General features: G+C 61.0%; 17 protein-coding genes. 5 read left to right on the top strand and 12 right to left on the bottom strand.

Annotation, left to right across the window (positions count from 1 at the left end; all coding sequences use genetic code 11):
* From SSARUM2_RS06745 to SSARUM2_RS06730, 4 genes are all read right to left on the bottom strand, one after another.
* Nucleotides 1–453, bottom strand: coding sequence for a (2Fe-2S)-binding protein (locus tag SSARUM2_RS06745; RefSeq protein ID WP_060438970.1), 453 nt, complete (start codon nt 451–453; stop codon nt 1–3).
* 16 nt (nt 454–469) lie between these two features.
* Complete coding sequence (locus tag SSARUM2_RS06740) at nt 470–1,801, bottom strand: cytochrome c (RefSeq protein ID WP_080437559.1); 1,332 nt, start codon at nt 1,799–1,801, stop codon at nt 470–472.
* Entirely contained in the window at nt 1,798–2,322 is a 525-nt protein-coding gene (locus SSARUM2_RS06735) for a MarR family transcriptional regulator (protein ID WP_049212833.1), read from the bottom strand. The genes SSARUM2_RS06740 and SSARUM2_RS06735 overlap by 4 nt, the downstream gene beginning before the upstream one ends.
* A 170-nt stretch (nt 2,323–2,492) precedes the next feature.
* Nucleotides 2,493–3,248, bottom strand: a complete 756-nt coding sequence (locus SSARUM2_RS06730) for a CDP-diacylglycerol diphosphatase (protein ID WP_047568735.1) — start codon at nt 3,246–3,248, stop codon at nt 2,493–2,495.
* 236 nt (nt 3,249–3,484) lie between these two features.
* Between SSARUM2_RS06730 and SSARUM2_RS06725 the strand changes: the two genes are divergently transcribed.
* On the top strand, nt 3,485–4,285 hold the full coding sequence (locus tag SSARUM2_RS06725) for an alpha/beta fold hydrolase (RefSeq protein ID WP_077791438.1): 801 nt from the start codon (nt 3,485–3,487) through the stop codon (nt 4,283–4,285).
* Between the two features lie 28 nt (nt 4,286–4,313).
* Here SSARUM2_RS06725 and SSARUM2_RS06720 read toward each other — a convergent pair whose 3' ends face one another.
* From SSARUM2_RS06720 to SSARUM2_RS06700, 5 genes are all read right to left on the bottom strand, one after another.
* Entirely contained in the window at nt 4,314–5,039 is a 726-nt protein-coding gene (locus SSARUM2_RS06720) for a substrate-binding domain-containing protein (protein ID WP_080432619.1), read from the bottom strand.
* Entirely contained in the window at nt 5,032–5,811 is a 780-nt protein-coding gene (locus SSARUM2_RS06715) for an ABC transporter ATP-binding protein (RefSeq protein ID WP_060438971.1), read from the bottom strand. The genes SSARUM2_RS06720 and SSARUM2_RS06715 overlap by 8 nt, the downstream gene beginning before the upstream one ends.
* A complete protein-coding gene (locus SSARUM2_RS06710) occupies nt 5,804–6,805 on the bottom strand; it encodes an iron ABC transporter permease (RefSeq protein ID WP_047568744.1) in 1,002 nt (333 codons plus the stop codon). The genes SSARUM2_RS06715 and SSARUM2_RS06710 overlap by 8 nt, the downstream gene beginning before the upstream one ends.
* Nucleotides 6,802–7,851: an ABC transporter substrate-binding protein gene (locus tag SSARUM2_RS06705; RefSeq protein ID WP_060418323.1), complete on the bottom strand. Its 1,050-nt coding sequence runs from the start codon at nt 7,849–7,851 to the stop codon at nt 6,802–6,804. Before SSARUM2_RS06705 ends, SSARUM2_RS06710 begins: the two co-directional genes overlap by 4 nt.
* Before the next feature lie 186 nt (nt 7,852–8,037).
* A complete protein-coding gene (locus tag SSARUM2_RS06700; RefSeq protein WP_038879962.1) occupies nt 8,038–8,430 on the bottom strand; it encodes a hypothetical protein in 393 nt (130 codons plus the stop codon).
* 501 nt (nt 8,431–8,931) lie between these two features.
* On the opposite strand from SSARUM2_RS06700, the gene SSARUM2_RS06695 reads away from it, so the two are divergent.
* Both SSARUM2_RS06695 and SSARUM2_RS06690 read left to right on the top strand, forming a co-directional pair.
* Nucleotides 8,932–9,153, top strand: coding sequence for a hypothetical protein (locus tag SSARUM2_RS06695; RefSeq protein ID WP_225369049.1), 222 nt, complete (start codon nt 8,932–8,934; stop codon nt 9,151–9,153).
* Nucleotides 9,153–9,290: a hypothetical protein gene (locus tag SSARUM2_RS06690; RefSeq protein WP_223182132.1), complete on the top strand. Its 138-nt coding sequence runs from the start codon at nt 9,153–9,155 to the stop codon at nt 9,288–9,290. Before SSARUM2_RS06695 ends, SSARUM2_RS06690 begins: the two co-directional genes overlap by 1 nt.
* Here the strand turns inward: SSARUM2_RS06690 and SSARUM2_RS06685 are convergent.
* The 3 genes from SSARUM2_RS06685 to SSARUM2_RS06675 form a co-directional block, all read right to left on the bottom strand.
* Entirely contained in the window at nt 9,287–10,210 is a 924-nt protein-coding gene (locus SSARUM2_RS06685; RefSeq protein WP_041033990.1) for a PEP phosphonomutase, read from the bottom strand. The genes SSARUM2_RS06690 and SSARUM2_RS06685 overlap by 4 nt on opposite strands.
* Before the next feature lie 73 nt (nt 10,211–10,283).
* The gene (gene bglX / locus SSARUM2_RS06680) at nt 10,284–12,581 is read right to left on the bottom strand and encodes a beta-glucosidase BglX (protein ID WP_060438972.1); all 2,298 of its coding nucleotides are present in this window, start codon (nt 12,579–12,581) and stop codon (nt 10,284–10,286) included.
* Between the two features lie 112 nt (nt 12,582–12,693).
* Complete coding sequence (locus SSARUM2_RS06675; RefSeq protein ID WP_033653469.1) at nt 12,694–13,614, bottom strand: LysR substrate-binding domain-containing protein; 921 nt, start codon at nt 13,612–13,614, stop codon at nt 12,694–12,696.
* A gap of 118 nt (nt 13,615–13,732) precedes the next feature.
* On the opposite strand from SSARUM2_RS06675, the gene SSARUM2_RS06670 reads away from it, so the two are divergent.
* Entirely contained in the window at nt 13,733–14,887 is a 1,155-nt protein-coding gene (locus SSARUM2_RS06670; protein ID WP_060438973.1) for a methionine aminotransferase, read from the top strand.
* 34 nt (nt 14,888–14,921) lie between these two features.
* Nucleotides 14,922–15,701 carry an ABC transporter substrate-binding protein gene (locus SSARUM2_RS06665; RefSeq protein WP_060387421.1) on the top strand — a complete coding sequence of 260 codons (780 nt, stop codon included), beginning with the start codon at nt 14,922–14,924 and terminating at the stop codon, nt 15,699–15,701.
* Nucleotides 15,702–15,717 lie beyond the last annotated feature (16 nt).

Below are 15,717 nucleotides of genomic sequence, written 5' to 3'. Positions count from 1 at the left end.
TTAGGGTTCTCCCTTGTCGGTGGCGCGGTGCACAGCCGCACGGATACGGTGATAAGTGGCGCAGCGGCACAGATTGGTCAGGCCGGTATCTATCTGCCGGTCGTCCGGCTTCGGGTGCTCCGCCAGCAACGCGCTGACCGCCATGATCATGCCCGATTGGCAGTAGCCGCACTGCGGCACATCCTCTGCAATCCAGGCCTGCTGCACCGGATGACTGCGATCGGTGGACAATCCTTCGATGGTGGTCACCTGCCGATCGCGTACCAATTGCAGCGGATAGCAACATGAACGCACTGCCTTACCGTCGACATGTACCGTACAGGCGCCGCAGGCGCCGATACCGCAGCCGAACTTGGTGCCGGTTAACTTAAAATGTTCCCGGATCACCCACAGCAGCGGCGTATCCGGCTCGCCGTTAAATTCGACCGCCTGGCCGTTCAGATTGAACTTCATGCCACTCTCTCCTCGCTCAACGCTTCACCCGACGTTTCACCCACGCCCCGATGACGATCAATGCCAGCAATACCCCGCCCCAAAACACATAAGGCAGTGACGCGATCAACCACGGTTTCTCACCGCCAGCCCGCAGCTGAGCCACTTGCTCCGGCGTTATCCTGACCGCCGGATTGCCGAATTGCTGCAATACGTAATTGCCCAGCTCGGCCAGTTGCCGGTCATCCAGGCTGTCGGCGAATCCCGGCATCCAGGTTTGCAGCGTCTCTCCCTGGCGCTGCACGCCATGCAGCATCACCATGATCAGGTTATTGGCCTGCTCGCTGCCTACGGTGGAATTGTGTGTCAAAGAAGGGAAATGGCCGTCGTAGGCGCCTTCGCCGCCCAGGCGATGGCAACTGGCGCAGGCAGCGGCATACAGCGCCTGCCCGGCGGCACGGCCTTCACCGCCTCCCTGATAGCCATACGCCGCTTTCGTTCCATGCGCGGTGGCGATCGGCGGCGTCTGTTTAAGCCAGTCGGCGATGGCGTCGAGATCGTCGTCGCTCAGGAAACGCAGGCTGTGCTCCACCGCCTCCGCCATGCCGCCGGCCGCCTGGGCTTTGTCATTGCGCCCGGTACGCAAATACTGCACCAACTCTTCCCTGCTCCAGCCGCCGATGCCGCTGACGGGATCCGAGGTGATATTCGGCGCGATCCAACCGCCGACCTCCCCGCCCGCCAGATAGCGATCGTCGCGTTCGGCCATCATCGCGTTGCGCGGGCTGTGACACGCCGAGCAATGCCCCAAAACATCCACCAGATAGCGACCCCGCGCTTTTTTCACGTCTTCATCGACGGGCGTTTTTTTCAGAAACAGCCAGTTCCAGCCGTGGATCGCATAACGCCAGGAAAAAGGGAACGCCAGTTGGGTCTCAGGCACCGCGCGATCGACCGGGGCGACGCCGGCCATGAAATAACGATACAGCGCGTGCAGATCGTCATCGCTCAACCCCCGATAAGCGGTATAGGGCATGGCGGGATACAAGGGTTGGCCGTCTCGCCGGATGCCCTGCGTTAACGCGCGGCGAAACTCTGGCTCACTGTAGTCGCCAATGCCGGTTCCTTTGGCGGGCGTGATATTGCTGGCGATGATATTGCCCATCGGCGAAGCGATGGCATAACCGCCGACGTAGGGGGCGTCCTGTTGGGCGCTGCCGCGGTGACAAGCCGCGCAATCTGCGGCGATCGCCAGGTATTTTCCGCGTGCGATGACCTGTTGGTCATTCTGGCTGGCGAAGACCGGGCAGGAGAAGATCCCCAACGCGATAACGCACAGCTGTTGTGCTCTCCGCCAGCGGCCGTTCACGCTTCACCTTCCGGCTTCATCGCACCTGCTCGCTCCTCCGCCAACAGCGCAAACTCGTCCGGCAATAGATTTTCCTGTTCGAGCATCGCTATCGCGTTATGTTTGATGCCAAACAATACGCGGTAAAAAGCCTCCAGATCGCCGGCCGAAATGCCGTTGAGCAGCTTTTGCCGTGCCTGTTGGCTGGAGTGATCCAACTGCGCCAGCATCTCCTGCCCGGCCGCGGTCATTCTCACGCCTTTAGCGCGCTTATCCTCAGACAGGGCATCGCGAGCGATCAGCCGATTTTTTTCCAAAAACAGCAACGCACGCGACATCGTCGAGACTTCGGCGTTCAAATGCTGCGAAACGTCTTTCAGGGTGCAGCCATCCCCCAAATCGGCAATCGCACTCAGCGCCAGCCAGTGCGGGCGCGTCAGATTGGTCATTTTTACCGACTGGTCCATCGCCGTGCGCCACAGGCGATTGGTCACATCCAGATGGATGCCCAGCGCAGCAGGAAGTTTGCGTGGTTGTGACATACCGGATTGCTCTCTACTATTTATTTGCTTGTGCAAACAAATAGTAGATCGAACGTTCTGATGGGATCAAGCAGATGTCGCAGAATAAAATTAAATCCAGTTAATACAGAGCGATATATCGCATTTTTACAGATTCGCTCCCCGACAACGCGGGGAGCGATAAGAAAAACTCAGTTCCCCGCCACCGCGCAGTGGTAGTCCTGAATTTCGCCGGCCGAGCCCAGGTTCAGATCGGTCAACTTCAAACGGTTGGCCAACAGCAGCATCTCGCCCTGCGGGCTGACCGCCAGCGCCAGGCCATAATTGCCGATGCTGTCGCCCTGCTCGACCACATAGTTGTGCAGCAAACGGAAAGGATCTTCCTGGGTTAAATCGGTGCCCGCCAATTTTCTGGCCAGATATTGGTGGCCGACCAATTTCACCGCCAGCGGGCGCCACTGCTGATCTAATTGCTCCGCCTGTTGCCCCAGCGCGTTATAGACATCCTGACGCAGGCAGGCAACGTGAATATGCAGCTGATCTTGAGAACGGCCATATTTCGAATTGACCGCCAGCGAAAGCCACGCATCTTTTAACGGTTTGCCCAGCTCGCCGGATATATGTTCGCGGTTATTCCAGGCCTGGGCGAAATAAGGCGGCGCGTGCTCCGTCTGCAATGCCGGGCTCTCGATGCCGCTGACCTTTTCGGTTGGCATCACCAGATCGTGATAGGGGCCTTTGCTGTCCTTAAACAGCACATAACCCTGTGTTAAATCAACCTTTAAGCAGGGCGCCGGATCGTCGTTCTGCTGCTGATTGGGCACGCACTGTTGGCTGACGATTTGCCACAGCGCATTCGGATTGCCGCGCCCAAAGAACCACCACAGCACCGCCGCCAGCAGTAAAATGACAAGCAAAATAATTAATAGTCTGAAAAGTTTTTTCATCATGACTCCCTGTTTAGCTATTCCATCTTGAAAGGAGCGCCAGCATAAACCAAGGCGCTTATCGTCACCAGAATATTATCATTAGCATTACCTTTCATTGACGTCTTGTTATCAAGGACAATTAAAAATAAGGATTTGCCTGAGTAATTTAAGGTAAATTAATACCGCAGTTAGAATATGAGTGTGATATAAGCAGCCGGACTCTCTTTATATAAGGAACCGATAAGATGCCAACGATGGGCAACTCCCTGCATTATCTCGACGTAGGCTCAGGCTTTCCGTTGCTGCTGGGCCACAGCTATCTGTTCGATCTGAACATGTGGGCGCCGCAGTTTGAAGCGCTGGCGAAACGCTACCGCCTGATCGTGCCGGATCTCTGGGGCCACGGCGACTCACCGGCGCTGCCGACCGGGCGAAACAGCCTGTCGGATATCGCCGCCGATCATTTGGCGCTGATGGATCGCTTGGATATTGAAGAGTTCGGCATCGTCGGCCTGTCCGTCGGCGGCATGTGGGGCGCCGAACTGGCGGCGCTGGCGCCGGAACGGGTCAAGGTGCTGGCGCTGATGGACAGCTACCTGGGCGACGAAACGCCGGAGGCGCGGCAGCGTTATATGGGCATGCTGGCCGCCGTGGAGCAAGCCGGCGCCATCACCTCGCCGCTGCTGGAACATGTCGCGTCGCTGTTTTATTCCGATGACGTCCCCGACGCCTTATTGCAATCGCTGTTGTGTCAGCTCCAGAGCCTGCCCGCCGATCGCCTGCGCGAGAGCATCGTACCGCTGGGCCGGATGATCTTCGGCCGCCCCGACAAGCTGGCGCTGCTGGAAAACATCACCGCCGCCAGCATCGTCATCACCGGCGCCCAGGATAAGCCGCGCCCGCCGGCGGAAGGCCAGCGCATGGCGGATCTTCTCGGCTGTCAACATGTGCTGATCCCCAACGCCGGGCATATCAGCAACAAGGAAAACCCGACGGCGGTCAACGAAACCCTGCTGGCGTTTCTGGCTGAAAACACCACCCCGCTGTTCTGGTAACATTCTCCGGGCCGTCAGGCCCGGCGAGTCATTCCGCGCGCCGCATAAACCCGTGTCGGCTCAGGATTTCCTGCCCCTGTTCGCTCAAGATAAATGCGGCTAACCGCTGCGCGCCGTCATCCAACAGGCATAAACCGTAATCCGCCTCGATGTCCAGCGGCGGCGCCAACGGCCGCACCGCCAACGTCGGGTAGGCGGCTAAGGCCGGAGCATAGCTGGCGTAGCCGAGAAAAATATCCGCCTGCCCGCCGGCGATCAGATATTCCGCTGCCAATCGGCCCGCCGGCACAGGGGCAGAATCCCTGCCGCCAACCAACGGCAGCGCCCGGCGGCGCAACGCTTCCCCTTGCCCCGGCCAGTATTGCTCACAGCGTTCGAAAAGCTGCAGCGCATAATCGCCGGAAGGATCTGCCCCCGGTGTCGAGGTAGCAAGGCGCCAGTGGGGATCGAACAGCACCTGCGGCAGCGGACGTTCGGTTAATGCCGGCACGTTGCGTACCGTCACACAGAGCCGATTGCGCGCAAAAATCTGCACCGCCCCCGCTATCCCAAGATCCACCAACCTTTGCGGGTGCGCCACGTTGGCCGAGGCGAACAGCTGTGGCCGCTTGCCATTCTCTATCCGCTGGCGCAACAACCCCGCCGGGCCGAATTCCGCCGTGACTTTTTGCCCGGCGCGCCGCTGAAATGCCGACAGCAGCGGCGCAAACGCCAGCCGCAGGCTGCCGGCGGCAAACAGCAGGATATCACTCATCATGTCGCTCCAGTTGGCTGCGATACAGCGGCACCAGCGTCGCGTAGCGGCGGCCCGCCACCGTCAGCGGCACCCGTTCGATCGCCAGCTCGAACAGGGGTGACAGGGATTGCGCCGTTAACACCTCGCGGCAGGCACCGAGCCGGCTGCGCCCTTCCTTGCCCAACAGCAAAGCCCGATCGGCCACCGCGTGAGCATGATTGGGTTGATGCGTAGAGAACACCACCGCCAACTGCTGCTCCCGCGCCAGACTCGCCATCAGGCTCAACACCCGATCCTGATAATGCAGATCCAGCGCCGAAGTCGGTTCATCCAGGATCAACACCTCGCAGCGCATCGCTAACGCGCGGGCGATCATCACTAATTGACGTTGACCGCCGGATAGGCTGCCAAACTCGCGCTCTGCCAGGTGCTGCAAATCCAACGACTGCAACGCTTCTCTCGCCAGCCGATGATCCTCGGCTGACGGTGAACGAAACAGGCCGACATGGCGCGCCCGCCCCATCAATACGATATCCAGCACCCGGTAGGCGAACGGCGGCGCAAAGTGCTGCGGGACAAAGCCCATCTCACCGTGGCGCTCAATCTCGCCGGATTGCGGCGTCAGGCTGCCTAACAACAGCTGCAACAGCGTGCTCTTGCCACGCCCATTCGGGCCCAATACCGCCAGCACTTCGCCGCGCCGTAGCTGAATGTCCAGATGCTGGAACAGCGGTGCCCCGCCCGGCCAGGCGAACCTTACGCCCCTGGCGACCAATAAGGTGTCAGTCATGCCAGCCTCTCACTTGCGCGCGGCGCAGCAGCAGCGCGAACAGCGGCGCGCCAATCAGCGCGGTCAGAATGCCCAGCGGGATTTCGCTGCTGCTCAGCGTGCGCGCCAAATCGTCGATCACCAGCATGTACAGGGCCCCCAGGCAAAGTGAAGCCGGCAACAGGCGCCGGTGATCCGGCCCCACCAGCCGCCTCGCCACGTGCGGGATCACCAAGCCGACCCAACCGATGCTGCCGCTGACCGCCACCTGGGCGGCCACGATGGCGGCGCACAGCGTCAAAATCAGCCAGCGGGTGCGCTCAACGTTAATGCCCAATGCACCGGCATCCTCATCACCCAACGACAGCAGATTGATGCGCCAGCGCAGCGCCAACAGCAAGCCGCCGGCCAACAGCAAAGGCACAAACAGCATCAGCAGCTTTTGCCGATCGGCGGTGGCAAAGCTGCCGAGCAGCCAAAACACGATGCTCGGCAGTTTCTCTTCGGTATCCGCCAGATATTGCATCAGGCTGACGCAGGCTGAGAAGAAGCCGCTGAGGATCACCCCCGCCAGTACCAAAGAGAGAATATTGCGCCGCGCAATGGCGCTGGTGAGAGTGAAAATCAGCAGCAGCGCCGCCATGCCGAAAACAAAAGCCGACAGCAGCAGCGCCGCCAACGGCAGGCTGAGCAGGATAGCCAGCGTGCCGCCAAAGGCCGCGCCGGACGACACGCCGACGATATGCGGGTCGACCAGCGGGTTGCGAAAGACGCCTTGCAAAGCCGCGCCGCATAGGGCCAGCGCCGCGCCGGCGCCCATCGCCAACAGCACTCGCGGCACGCGCACACCCAGGATCACCTGGCGTTGGATGGCATCGATGCCGGCATAATGCTGCCCGGTGAACGGCTCCAGCAAAATCATCAGGCTGTGCGTCATCGGCACCTGAAAGCGGCCAACGCCGAGCGAAAACAGCGCGCAGCACAGCGTCAACAACGCCAGCCAGCCCAGCCTCATTGCCCGCTCTGGCAGCAGGTGGCGCGGTAATAACGTTGATAGTAAGCGTCGACCCGCTGCTGCAGATTGATATCGGCAAAACGCTGCGGGTAAAGTTTTTTCGCCACCCACAACTCACCCAACGCCATCGCTTCCGGCATCGGATACCCCCAGGCCTTGGCGTACTCCGGCATCAGGTAGACCCGCTTATTCTTCACCGCGTCGATCGGCTGCCACTGCGGTGACGTCAGGATCTGTTTCACCACGTCCGGGTAGCGCTCCTGCACGAAAATCACTGCCGGATCCCACTTCAGGACATCCTCGATAGAAACCTGTTTAAACCCCTGAATGTCCTTCGCCGCCACGTTGAGCGCACCGGCGTGCCGCATCATCAACCCGGTATACTTGCCGGCGCCGTAGGTGGTGAGATCGGGGTTGGCCATATACACCCGTACCCGCTGATTTTCCGGCAGATCGCGCAGCCGTTCGGCGACCAACGCGCGCTGCTGAATGACGTCCTTAATCAACGCTTCGGCCTGAGGCTGACGCGACATCACTTCGCCGATCAGGCGAATGCCGTCCTGCAGCCCCAGCGTATAGGCCCGATCCTCATCGCTCAGCTGCGGATTCATTTTACCCGCCTGATCGGCCGCCTCGCGGCGCAGCGAGATAGCCACCACCGGAATGCCCGCCCGTTCGATCTGCGCAATCATCTCCGGCGGCGCATAGTTGGCCACGAACACCACCTGCGGATGCAGGCCTAGCAGGCTCTCGATATTCACCGAAGTCAGATCGCCCGGCATCGGCAGGGTTGCCAACGTCGGCGCCAGCCGCAGGTAGTTTGGCCCCAGCTGCTTTTTCCAACTGCTGAGCACGCCGACCACCTGAGGCATCGCATCAAGCTGCACCAACAGGTTCAACGTCTGGTGTTGCAGCACCACCGCGCGGGTGATGCGATCGGGCAGCGTGACCTGGCGATTGAGCTGATCGGTGACCTGGCGATCCGCCTGGGCGGCGGTGGAAAACAAAACAAGCGCCAACAGCAGGCGCGGGAGAAAGTTAAACATGGCAGTGACCGATTGGTTATCGTTGTATAGCAAATAATATAGCGATGTGCATGGCGAAACAATCAGCGGGATCAAACCGGATGCGGGTACTCGGGCGGTAAAACGAGGCGTGAATGCGATCCTGGAAGCGGATCCGCCGGTGTGGCGACGGATCCCATCGGCCCTGTAAGGGCGCGTGAAGAAGACTTACTGACCGATAGACGTCAGCCCCTGGCGGATCCCTTCGTCAGCCTGCTGGCACCATGCCTGCAGCCCCTGCGGCGCTTCTTTTTCCAACGCGACCACTTTGCCGTCGTCGTTCAGCACATTGCCTTCGCGGCCCATCGCTTCGCGCTTGTCGCCGTCGCGGGTGTCGACGCCGCCGGGAATAGCCGCCACGTAGGCCACCATTTTCTTGGCGTTGTCGATGCTGTCGGCTTTCAGGAAGCCTTTATCGACGCAGTAAGACATCAGCCCGGCGGTATTGCGCGTGATGTCATAGACGTTTTTCAATGCGGCAGGATCCATCCCTTCAGCGTTAGCGGTGTTGAACAGGCCCAGAGTCGCGGCAATCATGCCGGTCAGAATGCTTTTTTTCATTGTTAACTCGTTTTAATAATGAATTATTTAATTTTTAATCATTCACAAATAGAGTGTGAATATCGGTACGGTATAACGGCGGCCTAGATTAACACAACCCTAATGTATTAATAGCGGTGATTAAGTTAAGCCTCAATAAAATAAAAACGCATGCTGGGGTAATAATCTCCGCCCGCTGTCATTTTTTCACGTTCGGTATTGGCCGCACTCAATTCATAGTAAAAATAATCTCACCCAGGAATTATTTACAAAATAAGCGTTGGCCTGCGGTCAATGGTGCGCCCCTCTTTGCCAAAACCACCGGCGTGGCATAGCCTGTTAAGACGCGTCATGCCTTAGTGGGAGGGGATTCACATGAACCATGCCGTCCGGCCGCCGCAATGCGACGAAAAACCCTTCTCGATATCACGATGAATTTATATCTCTATCCAGCGGTGCTTATCGCGCATCGCCTGGGCATCTTTGAGTTTATTGCTCTGCCCCCCTCAACATGACTGATATATGCGCTCAGGCCAATGTGGAAAGACGCCCGGCGGAAACGTTGATCATGGCGCTATTGGCATTGAAATTGATCGCCAGAGACGGCGAAACATTTCATCTTACACCGGAAGCGGAACCCTTTTTGTTAAAAACACCGCGTTATTTCTGGGATTTGATCAGCAGCGTTTGGCCGGCGCGCTGACGGGCATCGTGTTCGGTCTGCCGCCGCGGGATACGGCCTGATGATGATGGGATGGACGCAGGGCCGCCAATACTCCGGCAGGGAAATCGGCGACCAGCTGCGCGACGTCGGGCCTGCTCAAGTGCTGCCGTCGCTCGGCTATTTCAGCATCGTGACGGCGCAAAAACCCCGGGCTTAGCGGTTCACCGAGCGCGCCATGCGGCTGTAGGTGTGGCGCACGCCGCGAATCGCCACGCTGTAAGCGAAGATGTTTTCCGGCAGCGCCAGCCCCAGATAGCCGGTATCGCCGATATGGTGCAGGTCCGCCCCGGCCATTTTGCTCATCAGCGCAATCTGCCGCACGGTCTGCACGTCGGCCCCCTCTTGCGAGGTGCCGATCGCCGTCATTGCCAGCGCGCCCTGCCGCTGCGCATAAGCGATCAGCGCCGCCACTTTCTCCTGCGACATGCCGGGAATGGTGCCGGGCGCCGGCAACAGCACGATGTCCGCGCCGTTCTCCACGAACAGCGCGATGTCCTGCTCGCCGATCAGCTGGCTGCCGCTTTCGCGCACGATACCTGCCCCGTGCATCTTGCCGGTCACCAGCACCATCTCGTCGCCCACCTCATCACGGATCGCTTTCAGCGCGGCGGCGATCGCCTGATTGCTGACGCCGTTGTTCGGGTTGCCGGTCAGCACCAGCATGCGCGCGCCGAGTTGATACAGCTTGCGCGCATTCTCGGCGGTGGCGGCACGCCCCGCCGTCATCTGCCAGAAATCGTTATGTTCGGTGGCGAAGGCCGGATCGACGGCCTCCAGGTTCACCCCGATCACCCGCCCGGTCAGGCGCTGCAGCGTGCGCAGCGCCTCCTGCGGCGGCACGTCGGCGGGCAGCCCCGCAATATGCGGCTGGTCGACGTCGAACAGGTTCAGCAGCAGCAGGTCGGCGCCCTGGCTGGCCGCCAGCTCGGCGTTGGTGACGTTATTGAGCAGCGGCTGAGTGACCGCGATGGTTTCGCTGACCAAGATGCGCCCTTCGCTGGCGCGGATGGCGTAGAGCAGATCGGCTTTGCCGATATCGGCCAGATCGCTGGCGCTGCAGTCCAGATAGCGTTTCATGAGGCAAGCTCCAATGACGTTAGCGGGAATGAATAGATGCCCCTCGCTCAGCGCGGCGAACGAGGGGACAGGGTTACTTCAGCGTAAAGCTTTGCGCCTGCACGTTGTCGGAGTCCAGGCCGACGAACACGTTGAATTTGCCCGGCTCCGCCCCCCATTTCAGGCTGGCGTTGTAGAACTTCAGATCGTCTTCGCTAATAGGCAGCTCAACCTGCTGCGACTGGCCGGCCTTCAGCGTCACTTTCTTGAAGTTGCGCAGCTCTTTTACCGGCCGGCTGACCGAGGCGGTCACGTCCTGCAGATACAGCTGCACCACCGTGGCGCCGTCGTACTTGCCGGTATTCTTCAGCGTGACGCTGGCGGTTAGCTTGCCGTTGCGCGCCATCGTCGGGCTGGACAATTTCAGGTCCGACAGGCTGAAAGTGGTGTAGCTCAGGCCGTAACCGAACGGATACAGCGGGCCGTTCGGCGAATCGAAGTAGCGCGAGGTGTACTTGCCCGGATTCTCCTTGCCGAACGGGCGGCCAGTGTTCAGGTGGTTGTAGTACATCGGGATCTGGCCGACCGAGCGCGGGAAGGTCATCGGCAGCTTGCCCGACGGGTTGTAGTCGCCGAACAGCACGTCCGCCACCGCGTTGCCGCCCTCGGTGCCGCTGTACCAGGTTTCCAGCATCGCGTCCGCCTGCTCGCTCTCCCAACTCAGCGCCAGCGGCCGGCCGTTCATCAGCACCAGCACCAGCGGCTTGCCGGTGGCTTTCAGCGCGGCGATCAGATCGCGCTGGCTCTGCGGGATCGTGATGTCGGCGCGGCTGGAGGCCTCATGCGCCATGCCCTGCGATTCCCCCACCACCGCCACCACCACGTCGGCCTTGTTCGCCGCCTGCACCGCTTCGTCGATCATCTGCTGCGGCGAACGGGTATCGAACGCCACCGCCGGCTCATACTCGTTCAGGTAGTCGATAATGCCTTTATCCTGCGTGACGTTGGCGCCCTTGGCGTAAAGAATGCGCGCCTTGTCGCCCACCGCCCGCTCCAGCCCTTCGCGCAGGGTCACCGACTGCTTGACCACCCCGGCAGCCGACCAGCTGCCCATCACGTCGCGCTGGCTGTCGGCCATCGGCCCGACCAGCGCGATGGTCGCCTGTTTGCTCAGCGGCAGCGTCTGCTTATCGTTCTTCAGCAGCACCATCGTTTTGCGCGCCACCACCCGCGCCTCGGCGCGGTGCAGGCGGCTTTCGGCGTTGGTGTCCTGCGGATCGGCACCCGCCGGGCCCAGATGCACATACGGATCGGTGAACAACCCCATGTCGTACTTGGTGTTCAGCACGTCGCGGCAGGCGCGATCGATATCGCTTTCAGCCACCAGCCCGTCTTTCACCAGGCCCGGCAGGTATTTGTCGTAGAACTCGTCGCTCATGCTCATGTCGACGCCGGAGGTGATTGCCAGGCGCACCGCGTCGCGCGCGTCGGCGGCCACGCCGTGTTTAATCAGTTCTTTAATTGCGCCGTGGTCGCTGATGGTGATGCCTTTAAAGCCCCACTGGTCGCGCAGCAGATCTTTCAGCAGCCACGGGTTGGCGGTGGCCGGCACGCCGTTGATCGCGTTGAGCGACACCATCACCCCGCCGCTGCCGGCATCCACCGCCGCTTTATAAGGCGGCAGATAGTCCTGATGCATGCGCAGCGGGCTCATGTCGACGGTGTTGTAATCGCGGCCGCCTTCGACGGCGCCGTACAGCGCAAAGTGCTTAACGCTGGCCATCACCGAACCGGGTTTGGCCGGGTCGCCGTTCTGGAAACCATCGACCATCACCTTGGCGATTTTCGACACCAGCCAGGTGTCTTCGCCGAAGCCTTCGGAGACCCGGCCCCAGCGCGGATCGCGGGTGATATCGACCATCGGCGCAAAGGTCATGTTCAGGCCGTCATCGCTGGCCTCCTGCGCCGCCACCCGGGCGCTGAGCGCGATGGCTTCCAGATCGAAGCTGGCCGCCAGCCCCAGGCTGATCGGGAACACGGTGCGCTGGCCGTGCACCACGTCATAAGCGAAGAACAACGGGATTTTCAGGCGGCTGAGCTGCATCGCCTGATCCTGCATCACCCGGATATCCGGCCGGGTAACGGTATTGAAGATGGCGCCGATCTGCCCTTTGCGGATGCCCTCGCGGATCGCTTCTTTCGGGTTATCCGGCCCGACGCTGATCAGCCGCAGCTGGCCGATCTTCTCTTCCAGCGTCATCTGCTTCATCAAATTGGACACGAAGGCGTCGCGCTGCTGGGCGTGCATGCCCTGCGTTATCGGCGTTTCCTGCGCAAAAGCCGGGCTGAGGGCCAGACCGGACAACATACTCACCACACAAAGCCATTTCATCTTGTTTTATCTCAGGCGTGTTTCCGCCGCCAACGCCGCGGAGTTTAATCGGAGTGAAGAAACAGTTTGCCACACTCTGTTTCATCGCCAAGGTAATTCGCATCGTTAATGTTTACAAAGCATTACAGGTTATCGGCAGGTAATTCTGCAGCCGGGCGCGGCTGTCGGCGGCCTCCGCCGTCAGGAAATCGATAAACTGCGCCAGCGCCGGCGATGGCGCCCCGCGTTCAGGATAGACCAAATAATAGGCCGCGCCGCTGCTGACGCAGAGCGGGAACGGCGTGACGATACGCCGCGCCTGAATATCCTCCTCCAGCAGGCACAGATCGCCGATGGCGATGCCAAACCCTTGCAGTGCGGCGCTCATCGCCAGATCGAGGGTATCGAAATGCTGAGCCTTGCCGGACGGCAGCGCATCGGCCCCCGCCGCCTTCAGCCAGCGCAGCCAGTCGCGCCGATCGCGCGTCGGGTGCAGCAGGGTTTTGTCCGTCAAGTCCGCCAGCCGGGGCGTTGGCGGCAGGAACGTCGGCGTGCAGACCGGCGTGAGGATTTCGTCGAACAGCAGGTGCGCGCTCAGCTTTTTGCCCGGCGGCCGGCCGAATACCACCGCGGCGTCAAATTGCTCGGTGCTGAAATCCAGACCGTGCGACACCGAAGCGGTCAGCTCAATATGCATGTCCGGCCGTTCATTCTGCAGGCGAATGATGCGCGGCAGCACCCAGCGCATGGCGCAGGTCGGGCATTTGATGCGCAGCGCCCCCGGCGGGGCGGCGGCCCGCGTCAGCGCCTCGTCCAACTGCCCCAGCGCCTGCTGCACCGGCGCCAACAGCTGCGCGCCCTGCGGCGTCAGCGCCAAACCGCGCGCCTGGCGGCTGAACAGCGGATAGCCCAGGCGCTGTTCCAGCCCGAGGATTTGCCGGCTGACCGCCCCCTGCGTCAGGTGCAGCTGCCGGGCGGCATGGGTAAAGTTGAGGCGTTGCGCCACCACCACGAAGGTTTTCAACACGTCGAGCGACGGCAGGGATATCGGCATAGCGGGCCTCGATTAGGTATGATCGTAGTGCATGGCAAGTATGACAAACTTTCCCTTGTCCGCCTACGCCGGCTGATGCTTAATCGCTCAACACTTCCCTGTTTGCCTGGAGCCCATCATGCAGAGCGCCTGTTCATCCCGCTCGAAGCTGCCGGACGTCGGCACCACCATTTTCACCGTCATTGGCCAACTCAGCGCCGAACATCAGGCCCTCAATCTGTCGCAGGGCGCGCCCAACTTCGCCGGTGACCCGCAGCTGATCGAGGCAACGGCGCAAGCCATGTGCGCAGGTCATAACCAATACGCGCCGATGAGCGGCGTGGCGGCGTTACGTGCTGCTCTGGCGGAAAAAGCTGAACGATTGTATGGCGCACGCTATGACGCCGACGAAGAAATCACGGTGATCGCCAGCGCCAGCGAAGGGCTGTACTCGGCGATCAGCGCGCTGGTGCATCCCGGCGACGAGGTGATCTATTTCGAACCGGCGTTCGACAGCTATGCGCCGATCGTGCGCCTGCAGGGCGCCACGCCGGTGGCGATCAAGCTGTCGTTGCAGGATTTTCGCGTCGACTGGGACGAAGTGGCCGCCGCCATCAACGGCAAAACGCGCATGATCATCGTCAACACGCCGCACAACCCGACCGGCGCGGTGTTTGACGCGCACGACATCGAACGTCTGACCGCCCTGACCCGCGACACCGACATCGTGATCCTGTCCGACGAGGTCTACGAGCACGTGGTGTTCGACGGCGATATTCACCACAGCATGGCGCGCTACCCGCAGCTGGCGGAACGCAGCGTGATCGTGTCGTCGTTCGGTAAAACCTACCACGTCACCGGCTGGCGCGTCGGCTACTGCCTGGCGCCGGCGGCGCTGATGGACGAGATCCGCAAGGTGCACCAGTTTATGGTGTTCTCCGCCGATACGCCGATGCAGCACGCCTTCGCCGCCGCGCTCGCCAACCCGCAGAGCTACCTGGGGCTGGCGGCGTTTTATCAACAAAAGCGCGATCTGCTGGCCAGCGCCCTGCAGGATTCGCGCTTTGAGCTGCTGCCCAGCCGCGGCAGCTTCTTCATGCTGGCCCGCTTTAGCGGCTTCAGTCACGAAAGCGACAATGATTTCGCCGTGCGCTTGATCCGCGAAGCGAAGGTGGCGACGATCCCGCTGTCGGCGTTCTACAGCGACGGCACCGATACCGGCATTATCCGGCTGAGTTTTTCCAAAGATAACGAGACCCTGCTGGAAGGCGCGCGCCGCCTGAGCCAGGTGTGATTTTTTGTCCAACCATGGGAAAGGGGCACTGCCTATGAAAGCATTGAAAACGCTGTTCGCCGCCGGATGCCTGCTGGCCGCCGGCGCTTCGCTGGCGGCGGAAAACAGCCTGCGCTTCGGCCTGGAAGCGCTGTATCCGCCGTTCGAATCCAAATCCGCCAGCGGCAAACTGGAAGGGTTCGATATCGAACTGGGCGACGCGGTATGCGCCGCCGCGCAGTTGCAATGCAGCTGGGTGGAAACCTCGTTCGACAGCCTGATCCCGGCGCTGCAGGCGCGCAAGTTCGACGCCATCAACTCGGCGATGAACGTGACCGAACAGCGGCGTCAGGCGATCGCCTTCACCGACGCCATCTATCAGGTGCCGAACCGCCTGATCGCCAAAGCCGGCAGCGGCCTGCTGCCGGACGCCAAATCGCTGGCGGGCAAACACGTGGGCGTGCTGCAAGGATCGATTCAGGAGATTTACGCCAAAACCCATTGGGCGCCGGCGGGCGTGGACGTGGTGTCTTATCAGGATCAGAATCAGGTTTACCTCGATCTGGCGGCCGGTCGGCTCGACGCCACGCTGGTGATGGCGCCGTCGGGGCAAAGCGGCTTCCTGTCGCAGCCAGACGGCAAAGGCTTCGCCTTCGTCGGCGAGGCGGTGCGCGACGACAAAATCCTCGGTGAAGGTATCGCCTTCGGCCTGCGTAAAGGGGATGAGGCGCTGAAGAAAAAACTGGATGCTGCCATCGCCAAAGTGAAACAGCAAGGCACGGTGGCGGCGCTGTCGAAGAAGTATTTCGGCGATATCGATGTGACGGTGAAGTGAGAGACGGGGGCGGCAC

It is taken from the genome of Serratia sp. K-E0102 (assembly GCF_029962625.1).
In the GTDB taxonomy this organism is placed as follows: Bacteria; Pseudomonadota; Gammaproteobacteria; order Enterobacterales; family Enterobacteriaceae; genus Serratia; species Serratia sarumanii.
Note: the sequence above shows the minus strand (reverse complement) of the source record. Positions and strands in the feature narration are given on the sequence as shown.

Excerpts from the sequence above, each read along its gene's own strand:
- SSARUM2_RS06745 (WP_060438970.1), bottom strand. The coding sequence starts at position 453 with ATGAAGTTCAATCTGAACGGCCAGGCGGTCGAATTTAACGGCGAGCCG.
- SSARUM2_RS06730 (WP_047568735.1), bottom strand. The coding sequence starts at position 3,248 with ATGAAAAAACTTTTCAGACTATTAATTATTTTGCTTGTCATTTTACTG.
- SSARUM2_RS06715 (WP_060438971.1), bottom strand. The coding sequence starts at position 5,811 with ATGACTGACACCTTATTGGTCGCCAGGGGCGTAAGGTTCGCCTGGCCG.
- SSARUM2_RS06670 (WP_060438973.1), top strand. The coding sequence starts at position 13,733 with ATGCAGAGCGCCTGTTCATCCCGCTCGAAGCTGCCGGACGTCGGCACC.
- SSARUM2_RS06695 (WP_225369049.1), top strand. The coding sequence starts at position 8,932 with ATGCGCTCAGGCCAATGTGGAAAGACGCCCGGCGGAAACGTTGATCAT.
- SSARUM2_RS06725 (WP_077791438.1), top strand. The coding sequence starts at position 3,485 with ATGGGCAACTCCCTGCATTATCTCGACGTAGGCTCAGGCTTTCCGTTG.
- SSARUM2_RS06675 (WP_033653469.1), bottom strand. The coding sequence starts at position 13,614 with ATGCCGATATCCCTGCCGTCGCTCGACGTGTTGAAAACCTTCGTGGTG.
- bglX (WP_060438972.1), bottom strand. The coding sequence starts at position 12,581 with ATGAAATGGCTTTGTGTGGTGAGTATGTTGTCCGGTCTGGCCCTCAGC.
- SSARUM2_RS06720 (WP_080432619.1), bottom strand. The coding sequence starts at position 5,039 with ATGAGTGATATCCTGCTGTTTGCCGCCGGCAGCCTGCGGCTGGCGTTT.
- SSARUM2_RS06685 (WP_041033990.1), bottom strand. The coding sequence starts at position 10,210 with ATGAAACGCTATCTGGACTGCAGCGCCAGCGATCTGGCCGATATCGGC.
- SSARUM2_RS06735 (WP_049212833.1), bottom strand. The coding sequence starts at position 2,322 with ATGTCACAACCACGCAAACTTCCTGCTGCGCTGGGCATCCATCTGGAT.
- SSARUM2_RS06705 (WP_060418323.1), bottom strand. The coding sequence starts at position 7,851 with ATGTTTAACTTTCTCCCGCGCCTGCTGTTGGCGCTTGTTTTGTTTTCC.
- SSARUM2_RS06700 (WP_038879962.1), bottom strand. The coding sequence starts at position 8,430 with ATGAAAAAAAGCATTCTGACCGGCATGATTGCCGCGACTCTGGGCCTG.
- SSARUM2_RS06665 (WP_060387421.1), top strand. The coding sequence starts at position 14,922 with ATGAAAGCATTGAAAACGCTGTTCGCCGCCGGATGCCTGCTGGCCGCC.
- SSARUM2_RS06710 (WP_047568744.1), bottom strand. The coding sequence starts at position 6,805 with ATGAGGCTGGGCTGGCTGGCGTTGTTGACGCTGTGCTGCGCGCTGTTT.
- SSARUM2_RS06690 (WP_223182132.1), top strand. The coding sequence starts at position 9,153 with ATGATGATGGGATGGACGCAGGGCCGCCAATACTCCGGCAGGGAAATC.